This window comes from Burkholderia sp. AU45388 (genome assembly GCF_030481585.1).
Classification (GTDB): domain Bacteria; phylum Pseudomonadota; class Gammaproteobacteria; order Burkholderiales; family Burkholderiaceae; genus Burkholderia; species Burkholderia sola.
Genome location: NZ_JAUJPV010000023.1, coordinates 93,362 through 113,898 on the forward strand (window position 1 = coordinate 93,362; position 20,537 = coordinate 113,898).

The window sequence follows — 20,537 nt, forward strand, 5'->3', positions numbered from 1 at the left end:
TTTTATCACGGACGGCGCGCGATCGCGCATCGCGCGGAAAAAATCGGTGCGGATCGCCGCCCGTCGCGCTTGCGGGCGGCGGGCGCCGCGGCCTATGATCCGCGCTTCTCGGGCAGATTGAAGGGCAGGTGGCCGATGCAGGGATGGAAGCGGTGCGCGCTCGCGTGGGGCGCGGGGTGGATGCTGGCGGCGTCCGCGTTTGCCGGCGGGGAGCCGGTGCGGATCGCGCTGATCGAAGGGATGTCGGGCCCGTTCGCGAACGCGGGCGCGGCGGTCGAGCGCAACCTGCGTTTCGGCGTCGAGCAGGTCAACGCGGCGGGCGGCGTGAAGCTGCGCGATGGCGCGCACCCGCTCGAGCTCGTCGTGCTCGACAGCAAGGGCAGCCCCGAGGAGGCGCTCGTGCAGTTGCGCGCGGCCGCCGATCGCCATGTCGGCTTCGTCGCGCAGGGCAACAGCTCCGCCGTCGCGGCCGCGCTCGTCGCGGCGCTCGACAAGCTGAACGCACGCGATCCGGACAACCGGATGCTGTTCCTGAACTACTCGGCCGACGATCCCGCGCTGACCGGCGCGCGCTGCAGTTTCTGGCATTTCCGCTTCGATGCGCATGCCGGCATGCGGATGGCGGCGCTCGCGGACGTGATGGCGCGCGATCGTGCGCTGCGCAAGGTCTATCTGTTGAACCAGGACTACAGCTTCGGCCACGACGTCAGCACCCTCGCGCGGCAGGCGCTGGCCGCGCGGCGCCCGGACGTGACGATCGCCGGCGACGAATTCCATCCGATCGGCCGGATCAAGGATTTCTCGCCGTATATCGCGAAGATCCGCGCGAGCGGCGCGGACGCCGTCGTGACCGGCAACTGGGGCAACGACCTCACGCTGCTCGTGAAGGCGGCGCGCGAACAGGGGCTGAACGCGAAGTTCTATACGTTCTACGGCAACAGCCTCGGCGCGCCGGCGGCCCTCGGCGACGCGGGTGTCGGCCGCGTCGTGGCGGTGGCCGACTGGCACCCGAACGCGGGCGGCGCTGCGTCCGATGCGTTCTACCGCGCGTTCCGGACCCGTTTCCCGGCCGCCCAGGACGATTACCCGGTACGACGGATGAGCCAGATGATCCAGATCCTGGCCGCCGCGATGACCCGCGCGGGTTCGGCCGACCCCGTCGCGGTCGCGCACGCGCTCGAGGGGCTGTCGTTCGACGACGGCTTCCACGCGTCGCGGATGCGCGCGCAGGATCACCAGTTGATCCAGCCCCTTTACGTGATGGAAATGGACAAGGCGGGCACGCCGGGCGTGCGCTTCGACAACGAGGGGTCGGGCTATGGCTTCCGGACGGTGCTCGCGGTGCCGGCGCAACGCACGGAGATGCCGTCGACGTGTTCGATGACGCGCCCGTGACGGGAAGCGGTAAGAACGGCACCGAGTTGTGCTACAATGCGCGCCGGTTGTAAGTCACGGCACGGCCATTCTTCCGTGTCCGCCTGTTCAGTTAGAAAGGAAATCACATGTCTGTTGCAGATATCAAGAAGTCGGAAGTCGTTGCTCAGTTCGCCCGCGGTACCAACGACACGGGGTCGCCCGAAGTCCAGGTCGCACTGCTGACCGCACGTATCGTCGAACTGACGGGTCACTTCAAGACCCACGCGAAGGATCACCACAGCCGCCGCGGCCTGCTGCGCATGGTGAGCCGCCGCCGCAAGCTGCTCGACTACCTCAAGGGCAAGGATGCCGACCGTTACCGCGCACTGATCGAGAAGCTGGGTCTGCGTAAGTAATCGAGGCGATTGCCGCCAGCAAGATGCCTGTGTCAGTCCGCTGATGCAGGCATTTTGTTTTTGCGCGGTGCGTAGCGTCACACGCATCGCAGGCTGTCCCGTACGTTCGTGCGGGGCCGCCGCCGCGATCGATACCGGGGCAGGATTTGTGTCATTCCAGCGCGTCGCTGCCTGAGCGCCGCGCTGGAATGGCATAAAAAACACACCTTGCTCCGGGTGATTCGGTCGGGACGCCGCCGCGCGGGATGGCCGGCGCGGCGAATGAAATGCATGAATACAAAGGAGCAACCATGTCCATGTTCAACAAGGTCGTGAAGGAATTCCAATGGGGCCAGCACAAGGTGCGCCTCGAAACCGGTGAAGTCGCCCGCCAGGCGAGCGGCGCCGTGATCGTCGACGTCGAGGACACCGTCGTGCTGGCAACCGTCGTCGGCGCGAAGTCGGCGAAGCCGGGCCAGGATTTCTTCCCGCTGACCGTCGACTACCTCGAGAAGACCTACTCGGCCGGCAAGATCCCGGGTGGCTTCTTCCGCCGCGAAGGCCGTCCGTCGGAGCATGAAACGCTGACGTCGCGCCTGATCGACCGTCCGCTGCGCCCGCTGTTCCCGGAAGGCTTCTACAACGAAGTCCAGGTCGTGATCCACGTGCTGTCCGTGAACCCGGAAATCCCGGCGGACATCCCCGCGCTGATCGGCGCATCGGCCGCGCTCGCCGTGTCGGGCCTGCCGTTCAACGGCCCGGTCGGCGCCGCGCGCGTCGCGTACATCGACAACGCGTACGTGCTGAACCCGACGCGCGACCAGCTCAAGGCATCGAGCCTCGACCTCGTCGTCGCGGGTACCGAGCGCGCCGTGCTGATGGTCGAGTCGGAAGCCGATCAACTGTCGGAAGAAGTGATGCTGGGCGCCGTGGTGTTCGGCCACGAGCAGATGCAGATCGCGATCGACGCGATCCACGAACTGGTGCGCGACGGCGGCAAGCCCGAGTGGGACTGGCAGCCGGCGCCGAAGAACGAGGCGCTGATCGCACGCGTGACCGAGCTGGCGCAGAACGATCTGCTCGCCGCTTATCAGTTGCGCGACAAGCAGGCGCGTTCGGCGAAGCTGAAGGAAGTCTACGCGGCGACGTCGGCGAAGCTCGAGGAAGACGCGCTGGCGGCCGGTACGGTCGCGGCCGACAAGGCAACGGTCGGCAACGTGCTGTTCGACATTGAGGCGAAGATCGTCCGTTCGCAGATCCTGAACGGCGAGCCGCGCATCGACGGCCGCGACACGCGCACCGTGCGCCCGATCGAGATCCGCACCGGCGTGCTGCCGCGTACCCACGGCTCGGCGCTGTTCACGCGCGGCGAGACGCAGGCGCTGGTCGTCGCGACGCTCGGCACGAAGGGTGACGAGCAGATCATCGATGCGCTCGAAGGCGAATACCGCGAGCGCTTCATGCTCCACTACAACATGCCCCCGTTCGCGACCGGCGAAACGGGCCGCGTCGGCTCGCCGAAGCGCCGCGAAATCGGCCACGGCCGTCTGGCTAAGCGCGCGCTGGTCAAGTGCCTGCCGAGCGCCGACGAATTCGGCTACTCGATCCGCGTCGTGTCGGAAATCACCGAATCGAACGGTTCGTCGTCGATGGCGTCGGTGTGCGGCGGCTGCCTCGCGCTGATGGACGCCGGCGTGCCGATGAAGGCGCACGTCGCGGGTATCGCGATGGGCCTGATCCTCGAAGGCAACAAGTTCGCGGTGCTGACCGACATCCTCGGCGACGAAGATCACCTCGGCGACATGGACTTCAAGGTCGCGGGCACGGAGCAAGGCGTCACCGCGCTGCAGATGGACATCAAGATCCAGGGCATCACGAAGGAAATCATGCAGGTCGCGCTCGCGCAGGCGAAGGAAGGCCGCATGCACATCCTCGGCAAGATGACGTCGGCGGTGTCCGGCGCGAACACGCAATTGTCGGAATTCGCGCCGCGCATGATCACGGTCAAGATCAACCCGGAAAAGATCCGCGACGTGATCGGCAAGGGCGGTTCGGTGATCCGCGCGCTGACCGAGGAAACGGGCACGACGATCGACATCTCGGACGACGGCGTCGTGACGATCGCGAGCACGAGCAGCGAAGGCATGGCCGAAGCGAAGAAGCGCATCGAGCAGATCACGGCTGAAATCGAAGTCGGCCAGGTGTACGAAGGCACGGTGCTCAAGCTGCTCGATTTCGGTGCGATCGTGAACCTGCTGCCGGGCAAGGACGGCCTGCTGCACATCTCGGAAATCGTCAACGAGCGCGTGAAGGACATCAACGACTACCTGAAGGAAGGCCAGCAGGTGAAGGTCAAGGTGATCCAGACGGACGAGAAGGGTCGCGTGCGTCTGTCGGCCAAGGCGCTGCTGAATGAAGCAGCGGCGGCAGCGCAGTCGGATACGCCGCCGCAGCAGTAAGCGGACAGGCGGATCAACGGCCGGCAGTGCGAAAGCGTGCCGGCCGTTTTTTCTGTAGCATCGTTGTGCGGCGCAGCAGCGCCGGCGAGGCGCCCGCCGCCGTGCGCGCGGGCGTGCCATCCGATTCCGATCCTGGAGCGATTCTCACCATGAAAGCCATCGAAATCACCGAATTCGGCGCCCCCGACGTGCTGAAGCTCGCGGAGCGTCCGCGCCCCGAACCGAAGCGCGGCGAGGTGCTGATCAAGGTGGCGGCTTCCGGCGTGAACCGGCCCGACGTGTTCCAGCGCAAGGGCGCCTATGCGCCGCCGCCGGGGGCGTCGGATCTGCCGGGCCTTGAGGTCGCGGGCGAGATCGTCGGCGGGGACGTGTCCGATGCGGCGCTGAACCCGTTCGGCCTGAAGCTCGGCGATCGCGTGTGCGCGCTGCTCGCGGGCGGCGGCTATGCCGAATATGCGGTCGCGCCGCTGCCGCAGTGCCTGCCGGTGCCGGACGGCCTCACGGATATCGAGGCCGCCTCGCTGCCCGAAACGTTTTTCACCGTGTGGAGCAACGTGTTCGACCGTGCGCAGCTCGGCGCGGGCGAGGGCGGCGATCAGGAGACGCTGCTCGTGCAGGGCGGCTCGAGCGGCATCGGCGTGACGGCGATCCAGATCGCGCATGCGCTTGGCTTTCGCGTGTTCGCGACGGCCGGCACCGCCGACAAGTGCCGCGCGTGCGAGGCGCTCGGCGCCGAGCGTGCGATCGACTACAAGACCGAAGACTTCGTCGAGGTCGTGAAGTCGCTGACGCACGATCGAGGCGTCGACGTGATCCTCGACATGGTGGCGGGCTCGTACGTGCCGCGCGAGCTGTCCGCGCTCGCGGACGGCGGTCGTCTCATGCTGATCGCGCTGCTCGGCGGCGCGAAGGCCGAGGTCAACCTGAACGAGATCCTGCGCCGCCGGCTGACAGTGACGGGCTCGACGCTGCGCCCGCGCCCGGTCGAGTTCAAGGCGCGCATCGCCGCGCAATTGAAGGCGCGCGTATGGCCGCTGCTCGCCGACGGTCGCATTAAACCCGTGATCTACCGTGTGCTGCCGGCCGGCGAGGCCGCGCAGGCGCATGCGCTGATGGAGAGCGGCGAGCACATCGGCAAGATCGTGCTCGATTGGGGCGCGAACGCATGAGGGCCCGGGTGGCGGGCTTGACATACGCGGTTTGACCGGTTCAAGCCGCGCGCAGTAAAATCGCGGGTTTGCTTCGCCAGATCCAACCTGACGGCCGGGTTCCGGCACGTTAATGACAAGATAGTGACGAGACGGACACGATGTCGAAACAACGAACAAAGCGAGTGATCGGCAACTGGAAGATGCACGGCCGGCTGGCCGGCAACCAGGCGCTGCTGAACGAAGTGGTGCAGGGTGCGGGCGCGGTGGCGGCTGAAACGTCCATCGGCGTGTGTGTTCCGTTCCCGTATCTCGCGCAGGTTCAGGCGCAGCTCGGCGGTGGCCGTGTCGCGTTCGGTGCGCAGGACGTGTCCGCGCACGAGCAAGGCGCGTTTACCGGCGAGGTGGCGGCCGCGATGGTGGCGGAGTTCGGCGCGCAGTATGCGATCGTCGGCCATTCGGAGCGTCGCGCGTATCACGGCGAAAGCAGCGAGACGGTCGCCGCGAAAGCGCAACGCGCGCTCGCTGCGGGCCTCACGCCGGTCGTGTGCGTCGGCGAGACGCTCGACGAGCGCGAGTCGGGTGCGACGGCGCAGGTCGTCGGTGCGCAGCTCGACGCGGTGCTGGCCGTGCTGACGGCCGACGAAGCCGCGCGCATCGTCGTCGCGTACGAGCCGGTCTGGGCGATCGGTACGGGCAAGAGCGCGACGTCGGCGCAGGCGCAGGACGTGCACGCGTTCCTGCGTACGCGTCTCGCGGCGAAGGGGGCGGCGGACGTGTCCGTGCTGTACGGCGGCAGCGTGAAGCCGGACAACGCGGAAGAGCTGTTCGCGCAGCCGGACATCGACGGCGGCCTGATCGGCGGCGCGTCGCTGAAGGCGGAAGATTTCCTGGCGATCTGCCGGGCCGCGCATTGAGCGGTCCGAGATCGAATTGAACCATGACGGCGGCCGGTCGGTCCGGTCGCCCGATCCAATCGGGTGGGTGTGATGCTGTTATTCAAGACGTTGATTATTGTGGTGCAGGTGCTGTCTGCACTCGGTGTGATCGGGCTGGTGCTGCTGCAGCACGGCAAGGGTGCCGACATGGGCGCCGCGTTCGGCAGCGGCGCGTCGGGCAGCCTGTTCGGTGCGACGGGCTCGGCGAACTTCCTGTCGCGCACGACGGGCATTCTCGCGGCGATCTTCTTCGTCTCGACGCTTGCGCTGACGTACCTCGGTTCGTACAAGTCGACGCCGTCGGCAGGCGTGCTCGGCACGGCCGCGACCGCGCCGGCATCGGCGCCCGCGGCATCGGCGCCGGCCGTCGCGGCGTCCGCTGCAGCCGGTTCGGCCGCGAGCGCGCCGGGCCAGGATGTCCCGAAATAAAAAGTTAATTTTTTTGCGGTTGTGCGTTGAACAAATCTGGAACTCGGGTTAGAATTTAATTCTTGAAGCGATTCGCGGGAACAAGCAGCACAACCCGAGTTGCATGCAGTGCCGACGTGGTGAAATTGGTAGACACGCTATCTTGAGGGGGTAGTGGCGAAAGCTGTGCGAGTTCGAGTCTCGCCGTCGGCACCAAAGTTACTCAATGCCAGCCGCTTCTAGTGGCTGGCATTTTTCATTTCTGGGGTGTGCTTGCGGTTGTCTTGCGATCGCCTGTACTCCGAAATGATTCCTTCCGCCGGAAGTGGTATTCTCCGGACGCTCAGAACCAACCGATAGAGGATTGCCTTGAACCTCGCAGCCTATTACCCCGTCTTGTTGTTCCTCCTCGTGGGCACTGGTTTAGGTATAGCGCTGGTCAGCATCGGCAAGCTCCTTGGTCCCAACAAGCCGGACGTCGAGAAGAACGCACCGTACGAGTGCGGCTTCGAAGCCTTTGAAGACGCCCGGATGAAGTTCGACGTTCGGTATTACCTCGTCGCCATCCTGTTCATCATCTTCGATCTCGAAACCGCATTCCTGTTCCCGTGGGGCGTCGCGCTCCGGGACATCGGCTGGCCGGGTTTCATCGCAATGATGATTTTTCTGCTCGAATTCCTGCTGGGCTTTGCCTATATCTGGAAGAAAGGCGGCCTCGACTGGGAGTGATGGGTTAATCGCCGGTTTGCATGGGCGGCCACGCTCGGTCGCTCGTCTGGAGTGGAAAGCAAATGAGTATCGAAGGGGTCTTGAAGGAAGGGTTTGTCACCACGACGGCTGACAAGCTGATCAACTGGACGCGTACCGGCTCGCTGTGGCCGATGACGTTCGGGCTCGCGTGTTGCGCCGTCGAGATGATGCATGCGGGCGCGGCCCGTTACGATCTGGACCGGTTCGGGGTCGTGTTCCGTCCGAGCCCGCGTCAGTCGGACGTGATGATCGTCGCCGGCACGCTGTGCAACAAGATGGCGCCCGCGCTGCGCCGCGTGTACGACCAGATGGCCGAGCCGCGCTGGGTGATCTCGATGGGGTCGTGCGCAAACGGCGGTGGTTATTACCACTACTCGTACTCGGTGGTCCGCGGCTGCGACCGGATCGTGCCGGTCGACGTCTACGTGCCGGGCTGTCCGCCCACGGCCGAGGCGCTGGTCTACGGCGTGATCCAGCTTCAGGCGAAGATCCGCCGCACCAATACCATCGCCCGTCAATAAAGCCCCGAGCGTCCCCTCAATATGGCAAGCAAAATCGAGACTCTCAAGGCAAACCTCGAAGCCGCGCTCGGCGCGCGCGTGGTGAGCCTCACCGAAGCGATCGGTGAACTGACGCTCGTCGTGAAGGCGAGCGATTACCTCGAAGTCGCAAAGACGCTGCGCGACGATCCGAAGCTCCGTTTCGAGCAGCTGATCGACCTCTGCGGCGTCGACTACCAGACCTTCGGCGACGGCGCCTACGACGGCCCGCGCTTCGCGGCCGTGTCGCACCTGCTGTCGGTCACGAACAACTGGCGTCTGCGCCTGCGCGCGTTCGCGCCGGACGACGATCTGCCGATCGTGGCGTCGCTGGTCGACATCTGGACCTCGGCGAACTGGTACGAGCGCGAAGCGTTCGACCTGTACGGCATCGTGTTCGAAGGCCACCCCGACCTGCGCCGCATCCTCACCGACTACGGCTTCATCGGTCACCCGTTCCGCAAGGACTTCCCGGTGTCGGGCTACGTCGAAATGCGTTACGACCCGGAAGAGAAGCGGGTCGTGTACCAGCCGGTGACGATCGAGCCGCGCGAAATCACGCCGCGCGTGATCCGCGAGGATCGCTATGGCGGTCTGAAACATTAAGGGGGCGTCATGGCAGAAATCAAGAACTACACGCTCAACTTCGGCCCGCAGCACCCGGCAGCGCACGGCGTGCTGCGCCTCGTGCTCGAGCTCGACGGCGAAGTCATCCAGCGTGCCGATCCGCACATCGGCCTGCTGCACCGCGCGACGGAAAAGCTCGCGGAATCCAAAACCTTCATCCAGTCCGTGCCGTACATGGACCGTCTCGACTACGTGTCGATGATGGTCAACGAGCACGGCTACGTGCTCGCGATCGAAAAGCTGCTCGGCATCGAAGTGCCGGAGCGCGCGCAGTACATCCGCGTGCTGTTCGACGAAATCACGCGCGTGCTGAACCACCTGATGTGGATCGGCGCGCACGCGCTCGACGTCGGCGCGATGGCGGTGTTCCTGTACGCGTTCCGCGAACGCGAAGACCTGATGGACGTGTACGAAGCGGTGTCCGGCGCCCGGATGCACGCGGCCTACTATCGTCCGGGCGGCGTCTATCGCGATCTGCCTGACGCAATGCCGCAATACAAGGCGTCGAAGATTCGCAACGAGAAGGCGCTCGCGAAGATGAACGAAGCGCGCAGCGGCTCGGTGCTCGACTTCATCGACGATTTCTTCACGCGCTTCCCGAAGTGCGTCGACGAATACGAAACGCTGCTGACCGACAACCGGATCTGGAAACAGCGTCTGGTCGGGATCGGTGTGGTGAGCCCGGAACGTGCGCTGCAGATGGGCCTGACGGGCCCGATGCTGCGCGGCTCGGGCATCGCGTGGGACCTGCGCAAGAAGCAGCCCTACGAAGTGTACGATCGGATGGATTTCGACGTGCCGGTCGGCGTGAATGGCGATTGCTACGACCGCTATCTGGTGCGCGTCGAAGAAATGCGCCAGTCGATCCGCATCGCGAAACAGTGTATTGAGTGGCTCCGCAAGAATCCGGGCCCGGTGATGACGGACAATCACAAGGTTGCGCCGCCGTCGCGCGTCGGCATGAAGACCAACATGGAAGACTTGATTCACCACTTCAAGCTCTTCACCGAAGGTTTCCATGTGCCGGAAGGCGAAGCGTACGCGGCGGTCGAGCATCCGAAGGGCGAGTTCGGCATCTATCTCGTGTCGGACGGCGCCAACAAGCCGTATCGCCTCAAGATTCGCGCGCCGGGTTTCGCGCACCTGGCGTCGCTCGACGAAATGGCGCGCGGTCACATGATCGCCGACGCCGTCACGATCATCGGTACGCAGGACATCGTGTTCGGCGAAATCGATCGCTAAGGGTTGCGCCGCCCGCGCGCGCGGGCGGCGAGCAGTCAGTCACACGTGAAGTCACAAGCGGTATGCGCCGAACCGGCGCGGCTTCGCAAGCTGTCAACAGAGTGAGCGCCAGGTCTGCCGTCCATGCACCCCAGTGTGCGGCAGGTTGTTCGTTCGGTAGGAATTGAAAGAGTCGTGTCTGAAAATGATCTCAGCTGAAGGCCTGAAGGAAATCGATCGAGCGTTGACGAAGTATCCCGCCGATCAGAAACAGTCCGCCGTGATGTCGGCGTTGGCCGTGGCTCAGGAAGAGCATGGCTGGCTGTCGCCCGAACTGATGCAGTTCGTCGCGGACTATCTCGGCATGCCGGCCGTCGCCGTGCAGGAAGTCGCGACGTTCTACACGATGTACGAGCTCAAACCGGTCGGCAAGCACAAGATCACGCTCTGCACGAACCTGCCGTGCCAGCTCGGCCCGCATGGCGGCGCGGAAGCGACTGCCGACTACCTGAAACAGAAGCTGGGCATCGGCTTCGGCGAGACCACGCCCGACGGCAAGTTCACGCTGAAGGAAGGCGAATGCATGGGCTCGTGCGGCGATGCGCCGGTGCTGCTGGTGAACAATCACAGAATGTGCAGCTTCATGAGCCGCGAGAAGATCGACCAGCTGCTTGAGGAGCTCTCGAAATGACGTCCCTCCACGACCGTCACATCAAACCGCTGATCCTCGCTGGTCTGAACGGCGAGAACTGGCATCTCGAAGACTACGTTGCGCGCGGCGGCTACAAGCAGCTGCGCCGCATTCTCGAAGAAAAGATTCCGCCCGAGCAGGTGATCGCCGACGTGAAGGCGTCGGGCCTGCGCGGCCGCGGCGGTGCGGGCTTCCCGACCGGCCTGAAGTGGAGCTTCATGCCGCGTCAGTTCCCGGGGCAGAAGTACCTCGTCTGCAACTCGGACGAAGGCGAGCCGGGCACGTTCAAGGATCGCGACATCCTGCGCTGGAACCCGCACGCGCTGATCGAAGGCATGGCCATCGGCGCATACGCGATGGGCATCACCGTCGGCTACAACTACATCCACGGCGAGATCTTCGAAGTGTATCGACGCTTCGAAGCCGCGCTGGATGAAGCGCGCGCGGCCGGGTTCCTCGGCGATAACATCATGGGCTCGGAATTCTCGTTCCAGCTGCACGCGCACCACGGTTACGGCGCGTACATCTGCGGCGAGGAAACGGCGCTGCTCGAGTCGCTCGAAGGCAAGAAGGGCCAGCCGCGCTTCAAGCCGCCGTTCCCGGCGAGCTTCGGCGTGTACGGCAAGCCGACCACGATCAACAACACCGAGACGTTCGCCGCGGTGCCGTTCCTGCTGTCCATCGGGCCGCAGAATTACCTCGAGATCGGCAAGCCGAACAACGGCGGCACGAAGATTTTCTCGGTGTCGGGCGACGTCGAGCGTCCGGGCAACTACGAAGTGCCGCTCGGCACGCCGTTCGCGACGCTGATGGAGCTCGCCGGCGGGATGCGCGGCGGCAAGAAGATTAAGGCCGTGATTCCGGGCGGTTCGTCGGCGCCGGTGATCCCGGGCGACATCATGATGCAGACGGATCTCGACTACGATTCGATCGCGAAGGCGGGCTCGATGCTCGGTTCCGGTGCGGTGATCGTGATGGACGAGACGCGCTGCATGGTGCGTTCGCTGCTGCGCCTGTCGTACTTCTACTACGAGGAATCGTGCGGCCAGTGCACGCCGTGCCGTGAAGGCACCGGCTGGCTGTATCGCGTCGTGAACCGTATCGAGCACGGCGAAGGGCGCCAGGAAGATCTGGACCTGCTGAACTCGGTGGCCGAGAACATCATGGGTCGCACGATCTGCGCGCTCGGCGATGCGGCGGCGATGCCGGTGCGCGGGATGCTCAAGCACTACTGGGACGAATTCGCGTACCACGTCGAGCACAAGCATTGCATGGTCGGCGGCCACGCGCCGCATGTGGCTTCGGCTGCGGCGGCCTGAAGCGAAACACCCGGTTGCGGAATTTGAGCGCACGGTCGGGCAAACGCGCGAACGGGCGGAAATAGGTTAAGGACCATTCACCATCATGGTTGAACTTGAAATAGACGGCAAGAAGGTCGAGGTGCCCGAAGGCAGCATGGTGATCCAGGCTGCGCACAAGGCGGACACGTACATTCCTCACTTCTGCTATCACAAGAAACTGTCGGTCGCGGCCAACTGCCGGATGTGTCTCGTCGAAGTCGAGAAGATGCCGAAGGCCGTGCCGGCCTGCGCGACCCCCGTGTCGGCCGGCATGATCGTCCATACGCAGTCCGACAAGGCCGTGAAGGCGCAGCAGTCGGTGATGGAATTCCTCCTCATCAACCATCCGCTCGACTGCCCGATCTGCGATCAGGGCGGCGAATGCCAGTTGCAGGATCTGGCGGTCGGCTACGGCAAGTCGTCGTCGCGCTACTCGGAAGAAAAGCGCGTGGTGTTCCACAAGAACGTGGGCCCGCTGATCTCGATGGAAGAAATGTCGCGCTGCATCCACTGCACGCGCTGCGTCCGCTTCGGCCAGGAAGTCGCCGGCGTGATGGAGTTCGGCATGCTGGGCCGTGGCGAGCATTCGGAAATCACGACGTTCGTCGGCAAGACGGTCGACTCCGAAATGTCGGGCAACATGATCGACCTGTGCCCGGTCGGCGCGCTGACCAGCAAGCCGTTCCGCTACAGCGCCCGCACGTGGGAACTGTCGCGCCGCAAGTCGGTGAGCCCGCACGATTCCGTCGGCGCGAACCTCGTCGTGCAGGTAAAGAACAACCGCGTGATGCGTGTGCTGCCGTTCGAGAACGAGGCCATCAACGAATGCTGGATCTCGGACAAGGACCGCTTCTCGTATGAAGGCCTCAACGGCGAAGAGCGCCTGACGAAGCCGATGCTGAAGCAGGGCGGCCAGTGGATCGAAACCGACTGGCAGACCGCGCTCGAATACGTCGCGAAGGGCCTGAAGGGCATCGCCGCGGATCACGGCGCGAACGCGTTGGCGATGCTCGCGAGCGCACACAGCACCGCGGAAGAGCTGTTCCTCGTGAAGCAGCTCGCCAGCGAACTGAAAACGCCGAACGTCGACTTCCGTCTGCGTCAGCAGGATTTCTCGGCGCCGGTTCAGGGCGCACCGTGGCTCGGCATGCCGATCGCCGATCTGTCGAACGTCGACGCCGCGTTCGTCGTCGGTTCGTTCCTGCGCCGCGACCATCCGCTGTTCGCATCGCGCCTGCGTCAGGCGGCGAAGAACGGCGCGAAGCTGCACTTCCTGCACGCGACCGGTGACGATTCGCTGATCCCGACCGCGCAACGCCTCGTCGCCGCGCCGTCCGCATGGCTCGACGAGCTGGCCGGCATCGCCGCGGCCGTCGCGCAACTGCGCGGCGTCGCGCTGCCCGACGCGCTGGCTGGCGTCACCGCATCGCCGGCCGCGCAAGCCGTCGCGCAGTCGCTCGCGAACGGCGAGCGCCGCGCGGTGCTGCTCGGCAACGTGGCGGTCCGTCATCCGCAATTCGCGAAGCTGCACGCCGTCGCGCAGTGGATCGCCGAGAACACCGGCGCCACGTTCGGCTTCCTGACGGAAGCGGCGAACACGGTCGGCGCGCACGTCGTCGGTGCCCTGCCGGGCGAAGGCGGCCTGAACGCACGCGAGGCGTTCGCGCAGCCGCGCAAGGGCTACGTGCTGCTGAACGTCGAACCGGAATTCGATACCGCCGATCCGGCGCAGGCACTGGCCGCGCTGAACCAGGCGGAAATGGTCGTCGTGATGTCGCCGTTCAAGCACGGCCTCGACTACGCCGACGTGCTGCTGCCGGTTGCGCCGTTCACCGAAACGGCCGGGACGTTCGTCAACGCCGAAGGCACCGTGCAGAGCTTCAACGGCGTCGTGCGCCCGCTCGGCGACACGCGTCCGGCCTGGAAGGTGCTGCGCGTGCTCGGCAGCCTGCTCGGCCTGCCGAACTTCGAATACGAGACCGCGGAAGAAGTGCGTGTCGCCGCGCTCGGCGAAGCCGGCGTCGCGGGCCGCCTGTCGAACCAGACGTCGGTCGCGCCGGCCCGTGCCGCGGCGAATGCCGCGAACGGCGGTTTCGAGCGCCTGGCCGACGTGCCGATCTATCACGCCGACGCACTCGTGCGCCGCGCAGGTGCGCTGCACCTGACGGCCGCCGCGAAGGCGGCGAACGCCGCAGCCCTGCCGGCCGCGCTGTTCGACAAGCTGGGCTTGAAGGAAGGCGACGCCGTGCGCGTGCGCCAGGGCGAGCGTGCGGTGCAGTTGCCGGCCGTGCGCGACGCGAATCTTGCGGAGACGGTCGTTCGCGTGTCGGCGGCGACGCCTGCCGGCGCGGCGCTCGGCAGCCTGTCCGGTGAACTGGTGGTGGAGAAGGCGTAAATGAGCTTGTTCGATACGATCAACGCGGGCGGGGCCGAGCTTCTCGGCTTCGCGTGGCCGACGGTGTGGGCAGTCGTGCGCATCCTCGTCGTCTCCGTCGTCATCCTGCTGTGCGTCGCGTACCTGATTCTGTGGGAACGCAAGCTGATCGGCTGGATGCACGTGCGTCTCGGCCCGAACCGCGTCGGCCCCGGCGGCCTGCTGCAGCCGATCGCCGACGTGCTGAAGCTGCTGCTGAAGGAAGTCATTCAGCCGAGCGCCGCCAGCCGCTGGCTGTACCTGATCGCACCGGTGATGACCGTCGTGCCGGCGTTCGCCGTGTGGGCCGTGATTCCGTTCCAGGCGGAAGCCGTGCTCGCGAACGTGAACGCGGGCCTGCTGTACGCGATGGCGATCTCGTCGATCGGCGTGTACGCGGTGATTCTCGCCGGCTGGGCGTCGAACTCGAAGTACGCGTTCCTCGGCGCGATGCGCGCCGCGGCACAGATGGTGTCGTACGAAATCTCGATGGGCTTCGCGCTGGTGCTCGTGCTGATGACGGCCGGCAGCCTGAACCTGTCGGAAATCGTCGGTTCGCAACAGCACGGCTTCTTCGCCGGCCACGGCGTGAACTTCCTGTCGTGGAACTGGCTGCCGCTGCTGCCGGCGTTCGTCGTCTACTTCATCTCGGGCATCGCCGAAACGAACCGTCACCCGTTCGACGTGGTGGAAGGGGAGTCGGAGATCGTCGCGGGTCACATGATCGATTACTCGGGCATGGCGTTCGCGCTGTTCTTCCTCGCCGAGTACATCAACATGATCGTGATCTCGGCGCTGGCTGCGACGCTGTTCCTCGGCGGCTGGGATGCACCGTTCGAATTCCTGTCGTTCATCCCGGGCATCTTCTGGCTCGTGCTGAAGGTCTTCGCGCTGCTGTCGGTGTTCATCTGGGTGCGCGCGACGTTCCCGCGCTACCGTTACGACCAGATCATGCGTCTGGGCTGGAAGGTGTTCCTGCCCGTCACGGTGGTCTGGGTGATCGTGGTCGGCTTCTGGATGATGTCGCCGCTGAACATCTGGGCGAAGTAAGGACGAAATCATGACGGCTATCCAACACTTCTTTAAGACCTTCTTCCTGACCGAGCTGCTGAAGGGGCTCGCGCTGACCGGTCGTTACACGTTCAAGCGCAAGTTCACCGTGCAGTTCCCGGAAGAGAAGACCCCGATTTCGCCGCGTTTCCGCGGGCTGCATGCACTGCGCCGCTATGAAAACGGCGAAGAGCGCTGCATCGCATGCAAGCTGTGCGAGGCCGTGTGCCCCGCGCTCGCGATCACGATCGAATCGGAAACGCGCGCCGACAACACGCGCCGCACGACGCGCTACGACATCGACCTGACGAAGTGCATCTTCTGCGGTTTCTGCGAAGAGAGCTGCCCGGTCGATTCGATCGTCGAGACGCAGATTCTCGAGTACCACGGCGAAAAGCGCGGCGACCTGTATTTCACGAAGGATATGCTGCTTGCGGTGGGCGATCGCTACGAGAAGGACATCGCAGCGGCGAAGGCTGCCGACGCGCCGTATCGTTGATTGTGTTTGCAGTGCCGGCCCGGCATGAACGGGCCGAGCCGCCGCGACGGGTGCGGGCGTTCCGCAAGCCGCGCCTGACTATGGCCTAACGATGAACCGGTAATCATGGAATTCACGACCGTACTGTTCTACATCTTCGCGCTGCTCCTGGTGGTATCAGGGCTGAAGGTGATCACTTCGCGCAACCCGGTGGCGTCTGCGCTTTTCCTTGTGCTGGCGTTCTTCAACGCCGCTGCGATCTGGATGCTGCTGGAAGCCGAGTTCCTCGCGATCCTGCTGGTTCTGGTCTACGTGGGCGCGGTGATGGTGCTGTTCCTGTTCGTCGTGATGATGCTGGACATCAACATCGACTACCTGCGCCGCGACTTCAAGCGCTTCGTACCGATGGCGACCGTGGTCGGCGCGATCATCGTGATCGAAACCGCGCTGATCCTGTGGCGCGGCTACGGCGACACGCATACCGTACATGCGATGGCGACGGGCGAGATGGCCACTTGGTCGAATACGCGCCTGATCGGCAAGGTGATCTACACCGACTACATCTTCGCGTTCGAAATCGCCGGTCTCGTGCTGCTGGTCGCGATCATTGCCGCGATCGGGCTGACCGAGCGCAAGGGCAAGGACAGCAAGCGCCAGCGCGTGTCGGATCAGGTCAAGGTGCGCCGCAACGACCGCGTGCGCCTCGTGAAGATGGAAGCGGACAAGCCGCTGCCGGAAACGGCGCAGAGCGAAGCCGGTTCGGGCACCAACGGCTAAGCGGAGGAAAAGAAAACCATGCTGACCCTTGCTCACTACCTTGTGCTCGGCGCGATCCTGTTCGCGATCGCGATCGTCGGGATCTTCCTGAACCGCCGCAACGTCATCATCATCCTGATGTCGATCGAACTGATGCTGCTGGCGGTGAACACCAACTTCGTCGCGTTCTCGCATTACCTCGGCGACGTGCACGGCCAGATCTTCGTGTTCTTCGTGCTGACCGTCGCCGCAGCGGAAGCCGCGATCGGCCTCGCGATTCTGGTGACCCTGTTCCGTAAGCTCGACACGATCAATGTCGAGGATCTCGATCAGCTCAAAGGTTAATTTCAGGCAACGCTGTTATGTCAACGACACTCAATGAAAACCTGCTGCTGGCGATTCCGCTCGCTCCGCTGGCCGGCTCGCTGATTGCGGGGCTGTTCGGGAACGCAGTCGGGCGCAAGGGCGCACACCGGATCACGATCCTCGGCGTATTGATCGCGTTCCTTCTGTCGGCGAAAGTCTTCTTCGACGTGATGGGCGGCGCAAGTTTCAACGCGACCGTCTACGAATGGATGAACGTCGGTTCGCTGAAGCTCGAAGTCGGCTTCCTCGTCGATTCGCTGACCGCGATGATGATGGTCGTCGTGACCTTCGTCTCGCTGATGGTGCACGTGTACACGATCGGCTACATGGCGGAAGAAGACGGCTACCAGCGCTTCTTCTCGTACATCTCGCTGTTCACGTTCTCGATGCTGATGCTCGTGATGAGCAACAACTTCCTGCAGCTGTTCTTCGGCTGGGAAGCGGTGGGTCTGGTGTCGTACCTGCTGATCGGCTTCTACTTCACGCGTGAGAGCGCGATCTACGCGAACATGAAGGCGTTCCTCGTGAACCGCGTGGGCGACTTCGGCTTCCTGCTCGGCATCGGCCTGCTGCTCGCGTTCGCCGGCTCGATGAACTACGGCGAAGTGTTCGCGAAGCGCGCGGAACTCGCGAGCCTGCACTTCCCGGGCACCGACTGGGGCTTGCTGACCGTCGCCTGTATCTGCCTGTTCATCGGCGCGATGGGTAAATCGGCGCAGTTCCCGCTGCACGTGTGGCTGCCGGACTCGATGGAAGGCCCGACCCCGATCTCGGCGCTGATTCACGCGGCGACGATGGTCACGGCCGGCATCTTCATGGTGTCGCGCATGTCGCCGCTGTTCGAGCTGTCGGATACCGCGCTGTCGTTCATCACGGTGATCGGCGCGATCACGGCGCTCTTCATGGGCTTCCTCGGCATCGTCCAGAACGACATCAAGCGCGTGGTCGCGTATTCGACGCTGTCGCAGCTCGGTTACATGACCGTCGCGCTCGGCGTGTCCGCTTACCCGGTCGCCGTGTTCCACCTGATGACGCACGCGTTCTTCAAGGCGCTGCTGTTCCTCGGCGCCGGCTCGGTCATCATGGGCATGCACCACGACCAGGACATGCGCAACATGGGCGGTCTGCGCAAGTACATGCCGATCACGTGGATCACGTCGCTCGTCGGTTCGCTCGCGCTGATCGGCACGCCGTTCTTCTCGGGCTTCTACTCGAAGGACTCGATCATCGACGCGGTGAAGCTGTCGCACCTGCCGGGTTCGGGTTTCGCGTACTTCGCGGTCGTCGCGAGCGTGTTCGTCACGGCGCTGTACTCGTTCCGCATGTACTTCCTGGTGTTCCACGGCGAAGAACGTTTCCGTCAGCCGAAGCATCCGGAATCGCCGATGGGCATGGCCGCCGCACATGGCCACGACGATCACGGCCATGGCCACGACCACGGTCATGACGACCACGCGCACGAGCCGCACGAGACCCCGTGGGTCGTGTGGGTGCCGCTGGTCCTGCTGGCGATCCCGTCGGTGATCATCGGCGCGATCGCGATCAGCCCGATGCTGTTCGGCGATTTCTTCCAGCATGGCGTCGCATTCGACAAGGTGATCTTCATCGGCGAAAACCACCCGGCGCTGGCCGAGATGGCCGAAGAATTCCACGGCTGGGTCGGCATGGGCCTGCACTCGGTGTCGGGCCTGCCGGTGTGGCTCGCGCTCGCCGGTGTGGTCGTCGCGTGGTTCCTGTACCTGAAGCGTCCGGAGCTGCCGGCGTCGATCCGCCGCGCGTTCGGCCCGATCTACACGCTGCTGGACAACAAGTACTACCTGGACAAGATCAACGAAGTGGTGTTCGCCCGCGGTTCGGTGGCGATCGGCCGCGGCCTGTGGAAGGAGGGCGACGTCGTGGTGATCGACGGCCTCGTCAACGGCAGCGCCCGGTTCATCGGCTGGTTCGCCGGCGTGATCCGCTTCCTCCAATCCGGTTACATCTATCACTACGCGTTCGCCATGATCATCGGCATGCTGGGGCTCCTGACCCTGTTTGTAACGCTCGGCGGCAAATAAGGCGGGGAGACAACACTAATGCACGCTTTTCCGATTCTCAGTACCGCGATCTGGCTGCCGATCGTTTTCGGCCTCCTCGTGCTGGCGGTGGGTAACGACAAAAATCCGGGGACGGCCCGCTGGGTCGCCCTGATCGGCGCGCTGCTCGGCCTCGCGGTCACGATCCCGCTGATCACGGGCTTCGACTCGAGCACGGCTGCGCTGCAGTTCGTCGAGAAGTCGACCTGGATCGAACGCTTCGACATCGCGTATCACCTCGGCGTCGACGGCATCTCGATGTGGTTCGTCGTGCTGACCGCGCTGATCACGGTGATCGTCGTGATCGCCGCGTGGGAGGTGATCACCGAAAACGTCGCGCAGTACCTCGCGGCGTTCCTGATCCTGTCCGGGATCATGATCGGCGTGTTCTCGGCGGCGGACGGCCTGCTGTTCTACGTGTTCTTCGAGGCGACCCTGATCCCGATGTACATCATCATCGGCGTGTGGGGCGGCCCGAACCGCGTGTATGCGGCGTTCAAGTTCTTCCTGTACACGCTGGCCGGTTCGCTGCTGATGCTGGTCGCGCTGATCTACCTGTACACGCAGACCCACTCGTTCGACCTCGCGACGTGGCAGAACGCGAAGATCGCGATGACGCCGCAGATCCTGCTGTTCATTGCATTCTTCCTCGCGTTCGCGGTGAAGGTGCCGATGTGGCCGGTGCACACGTGGCTGCCGGACGCGCACGTGGAAGCGCCGACGGGCGGCTCGGTCGTGCTGGCGGCGATCATGCTGAAGCTCGGCGCCTACGGTTTCCTGCGCTTCTCGCTGCCGATCACGCCTGACGCGAGCCACTTCCTGGCGCCCGTCGTGATCACGCTGTCGCTGATCGCGGTGATCTACATCGGCCTCGTCGCGATGGTGCAGGCCGACATGAAGAAGCTGGTCGCGTATTCGTCGATCGCGCACATGGGCTTCGTCACGCTCGGCTTCTTCATCTTCAACCAGCTCGGCGTCGAAGGCGCGATCATCCAGATGATCTCGCACGGCTTCGTGTCGGGCGCGATGTTCCTCTGCATCGGCGTGCTGTACGACCGCGTGCACTCGCGCCAGATCGCCGATTACGGCGGCGTCGTGAACGTGATGCCGAAGTTCGCGGCATTCGCGATGCTGTTCTCGATGGCCAACTGCGGCCTGCCGGGTACGTCGGGTTTCGTCGGCGAGTTCATGGTGATTCTCGCGGCCGTCCAGTACAACTTCTGGATCGCCTTCGGAGCGGCGTTCACGCTGATCCTCGGCGCGACCTACACGCTGTGGATGTACAAGCGCGTGTACTTCGGCGCGGTCGCGAACGATCACGTCGCCAAGCTGAAGGACATCGGCCGTCGCGAATTCCTGATGCTGGCCGTGCTTGCCGCGTTCACGCTGCTGATGGGCCTGTATCCGAAGCCTTTCACCGACGTGATGCACGTTTCCGTGGAAAACCTCCTCTCCCACGTCGCGCAGTCGAAGCTGCCGCTGGCCCAGTAATCGCGAGCGGAGGAACTCAAGATCATGCAAAACGCC

Annotated in this window: 19 protein-coding genes and 1 tRNA gene; all 20 read left to right on the forward strand. The window is 64.5% G+C overall.

What is annotated here, in order from left to right:
• The first annotated feature begins 135 nt into the window (after nucleotides 1-135).
• The 20 genes from QZM72_RS28465 to QZM72_RS28560 all read left to right on the forward strand — a co-directional run bounded on the left by QZM72_RS28465 (nucleotide 136) and on the right by QZM72_RS28560 (nucleotide 20,501).
• Entirely contained in the window at nucleotides 136-1,395 is a 1,260-nt protein-coding gene (locus QZM72_RS28465) for a branched-chain amino acid ABC transporter substrate-binding protein (RefSeq protein ID WP_301739755.1), read from the forward strand.
• A 107-nt stretch (nucleotides 1,396-1,502) separates the two neighbouring features.
• Entirely contained in the window at nucleotides 1,503-1,772 is a 270-nt protein-coding gene (rpsO, locus tag QZM72_RS28470) for a 30S ribosomal protein S15 (RefSeq protein WP_006398792.1), read from the forward strand.
• Nucleotides 1,773-2,062: 290 nt separating this feature from the next.
• The gene (gene pnp / locus QZM72_RS28475; protein WP_050016459.1) at nucleotides 2,063-4,210 is read left to right on the forward strand and encodes a polyribonucleotide nucleotidyltransferase; all 2,148 of its coding nucleotides are present in this window, start codon (nucleotides 2,063-2,065) and stop codon (nucleotides 4,208-4,210) included.
• A gap of 149 nt (nucleotides 4,211-4,359) precedes the next feature.
• Nucleotides 4,360-5,379 (forward strand): NAD(P)H-quinone oxidoreductase, encoded by a 1,020-nt coding sequence (locus QZM72_RS28480; RefSeq protein WP_301739756.1) that lies wholly within the window; start codon nucleotides 4,360-4,362, stop codon nucleotides 5,377-5,379.
• Between the two features lie 140 nt (nucleotides 5,380-5,519).
• A complete protein-coding gene (gene tpiA / locus QZM72_RS28485; protein ID WP_089468019.1) occupies nucleotides 5,520-6,275 on the forward strand; it encodes a triose-phosphate isomerase in 756 nt (251 codons plus the stop codon).
• Nucleotides 6,276-6,347: 72 nt separating this feature from the next.
• Nucleotides 6,348-6,725 carry a preprotein translocase subunit SecG gene (gene secG, locus QZM72_RS28490; protein ID WP_089468018.1) on the forward strand — a complete coding sequence of 126 codons (378 nt, stop codon included), beginning with the start codon at nucleotides 6,348-6,350 and terminating at the stop codon, nucleotides 6,723-6,725.
• A 110-nt stretch (nucleotides 6,726-6,835) separates the two neighbouring features.
• Nucleotides 6,836-6,920 (forward strand) — tRNA-Leu (locus tag QZM72_RS28495).
• Between the two features lie 153 nt (nucleotides 6,921-7,073).
• On the forward strand, nucleotides 7,074-7,433 hold the full coding sequence (locus tag QZM72_RS28500) for an NADH-quinone oxidoreductase subunit A (RefSeq protein WP_006398798.1): 360 nt from the start codon (nucleotides 7,074-7,076) through the stop codon (nucleotides 7,431-7,433).
• Nucleotides 7,434-7,495: 62 nt separating this feature from the next.
• The gene (locus tag QZM72_RS28505) at nucleotides 7,496-7,975 is read left to right on the forward strand and encodes an NADH-quinone oxidoreductase subunit B family protein (RefSeq protein WP_006398799.1); all 480 of its coding nucleotides are present in this window, start codon (nucleotides 7,496-7,498) and stop codon (nucleotides 7,973-7,975) included.
• Nucleotides 7,976-7,996: 21 nt separating this feature from the next.
• Complete coding sequence (locus tag QZM72_RS28510; protein WP_006478264.1) at nucleotides 7,997-8,599, forward strand: NADH-quinone oxidoreductase subunit C; 603 nt, start codon at nucleotides 7,997-7,999, stop codon at nucleotides 8,597-8,599.
• 9 nt (nucleotides 8,600-8,608) lie between these two features.
• The gene (locus QZM72_RS28515) at nucleotides 8,609-9,862 is read left to right on the forward strand and encodes an NADH-quinone oxidoreductase subunit D (RefSeq protein WP_006478265.1); all 1,254 of its coding nucleotides are present in this window, start codon (nucleotides 8,609-8,611) and stop codon (nucleotides 9,860-9,862) included.
• 184 nt (nucleotides 9,863-10,046) lie between these two features.
• Nucleotides 10,047-10,532 (forward strand): NADH-quinone oxidoreductase subunit NuoE, encoded by a 486-nt coding sequence (nuoE, locus tag QZM72_RS28520; protein ID WP_006478266.1) that lies wholly within the window; start codon nucleotides 10,047-10,049, stop codon nucleotides 10,530-10,532.
• Nucleotides 10,529-11,851 (forward strand): NADH-quinone oxidoreductase subunit NuoF, encoded by a 1,323-nt coding sequence (gene nuoF, locus QZM72_RS28525; protein WP_017331620.1) that lies wholly within the window; start codon nucleotides 10,529-10,531, stop codon nucleotides 11,849-11,851. Before nuoE ends, nuoF begins: the two co-directional genes overlap by 4 nt.
• A gap of 85 nt (nucleotides 11,852-11,936) precedes the next feature.
• Nucleotides 11,937-14,267, forward strand: a complete 2,331-nt coding sequence (nuoG, locus tag QZM72_RS28530; RefSeq protein ID WP_301739757.1) for an NADH-quinone oxidoreductase subunit NuoG — start codon at nucleotides 11,937-11,939, stop codon at nucleotides 14,265-14,267.
• Nucleotides 14,268-15,335 (forward strand): NADH-quinone oxidoreductase subunit NuoH, encoded by a 1,068-nt coding sequence (gene nuoH, locus QZM72_RS28535; protein ID WP_089468016.1) that lies wholly within the window; start codon nucleotides 14,268-14,270, stop codon nucleotides 15,333-15,335.
• A 10-nt stretch (nucleotides 15,336-15,345) separates the two neighbouring features.
• Entirely contained in the window at nucleotides 15,346-15,834 is a 489-nt protein-coding gene (gene nuoI / locus QZM72_RS28540; RefSeq protein WP_006484869.1) for an NADH-quinone oxidoreductase subunit NuoI, read from the forward strand.
• A gap of 105 nt (nucleotides 15,835-15,939) precedes the next feature.
• Complete coding sequence (locus tag QZM72_RS28545) at nucleotides 15,940-16,590, forward strand: NADH-quinone oxidoreductase subunit J (RefSeq protein ID WP_089468015.1); 651 nt, start codon at nucleotides 15,940-15,942, stop codon at nucleotides 16,588-16,590.
• Between the two features lie 18 nt (nucleotides 16,591-16,608).
• Nucleotides 16,609-16,914: an NADH-quinone oxidoreductase subunit NuoK gene (nuoK, locus tag QZM72_RS28550; RefSeq protein WP_006478272.1), complete on the forward strand. Its 306-nt coding sequence runs from the start codon at nucleotides 16,609-16,611 to the stop codon at nucleotides 16,912-16,914.
• A gap of 17 nt (nucleotides 16,915-16,931) precedes the next feature.
• The gene (nuoL, locus tag QZM72_RS28555; protein ID WP_089468014.1) at nucleotides 16,932-18,992 is read left to right on the forward strand and encodes an NADH-quinone oxidoreductase subunit L; all 2,061 of its coding nucleotides are present in this window, start codon (nucleotides 16,932-16,934) and stop codon (nucleotides 18,990-18,992) included.
• Nucleotides 18,993-19,010: 18 nt separating this feature from the next.
• Nucleotides 19,011-20,501, forward strand: coding sequence for an NADH-quinone oxidoreductase subunit M (locus QZM72_RS28560; protein WP_089468013.1), 1,491 nt, complete (start codon nucleotides 19,011-19,013; stop codon nucleotides 20,499-20,501).
• Nucleotides 20,502-20,537: the final 36 nt, after the last annotated feature.

Excerpts from the sequence above, each read along its gene's own strand:
- QZM72_RS28465 (WP_301739755.1), top strand. The coding sequence starts at position 136 with ATGCAGGGATGGAAGCGGTGCGCGCTCGCGTGGGGCGCGGGGTGGATG.
- rpsO (WP_006398792.1), top strand. The coding sequence starts at position 1,503 with ATGTCTGTTGCAGATATCAAGAAGTCGGAAGTCGTTGCTCAGTTCGCC.
- pnp (WP_050016459.1), top strand. The coding sequence starts at position 2,063 with ATGTCCATGTTCAACAAGGTCGTGAAGGAATTCCAATGGGGCCAGCAC.
- QZM72_RS28480 (WP_301739756.1), top strand. The coding sequence starts at position 4,360 with ATGAAAGCCATCGAAATCACCGAATTCGGCGCCCCCGACGTGCTGAAG.
- tpiA (WP_089468019.1), top strand. The coding sequence starts at position 5,520 with ATGTCGAAACAACGAACAAAGCGAGTGATCGGCAACTGGAAGATGCAC.
- secG (WP_089468018.1), top strand. The coding sequence starts at position 6,348 with ATGCTGTTATTCAAGACGTTGATTATTGTGGTGCAGGTGCTGTCTGCA.
- QZM72_RS28505 (WP_006398799.1), top strand. The coding sequence starts at position 7,496 with ATGAGTATCGAAGGGGTCTTGAAGGAAGGGTTTGTCACCACGACGGCT.
- QZM72_RS28510 (WP_006478264.1), top strand. The coding sequence starts at position 7,997 with ATGGCAAGCAAAATCGAGACTCTCAAGGCAAACCTCGAAGCCGCGCTC.
- QZM72_RS28515 (WP_006478265.1), top strand. The coding sequence starts at position 8,609 with ATGGCAGAAATCAAGAACTACACGCTCAACTTCGGCCCGCAGCACCCG.
- nuoE (WP_006478266.1), top strand. The coding sequence starts at position 10,047 with ATGATCTCAGCTGAAGGCCTGAAGGAAATCGATCGAGCGTTGACGAAG.
- nuoF (WP_017331620.1), top strand. The coding sequence starts at position 10,529 with ATGACGTCCCTCCACGACCGTCACATCAAACCGCTGATCCTCGCTGGT.
- nuoG (WP_301739757.1), top strand. The coding sequence starts at position 11,937 with ATGGTTGAACTTGAAATAGACGGCAAGAAGGTCGAGGTGCCCGAAGGC.
- nuoH (WP_089468016.1), top strand. The coding sequence starts at position 14,268 with ATGAGCTTGTTCGATACGATCAACGCGGGCGGGGCCGAGCTTCTCGGC.
- nuoI (WP_006484869.1), top strand. The coding sequence starts at position 15,346 with ATGACGGCTATCCAACACTTCTTTAAGACCTTCTTCCTGACCGAGCTG.
- QZM72_RS28545 (WP_089468015.1), top strand. The coding sequence starts at position 15,940 with ATGGAATTCACGACCGTACTGTTCTACATCTTCGCGCTGCTCCTGGTG.
- nuoK (WP_006478272.1), top strand. The coding sequence starts at position 16,609 with ATGCTGACCCTTGCTCACTACCTTGTGCTCGGCGCGATCCTGTTCGCG.
- nuoL (WP_089468014.1), top strand. The coding sequence starts at position 16,932 with ATGTCAACGACACTCAATGAAAACCTGCTGCTGGCGATTCCGCTCGCT.
- QZM72_RS28560 (WP_089468013.1), top strand. The coding sequence starts at position 19,011 with ATGCACGCTTTTCCGATTCTCAGTACCGCGATCTGGCTGCCGATCGTT.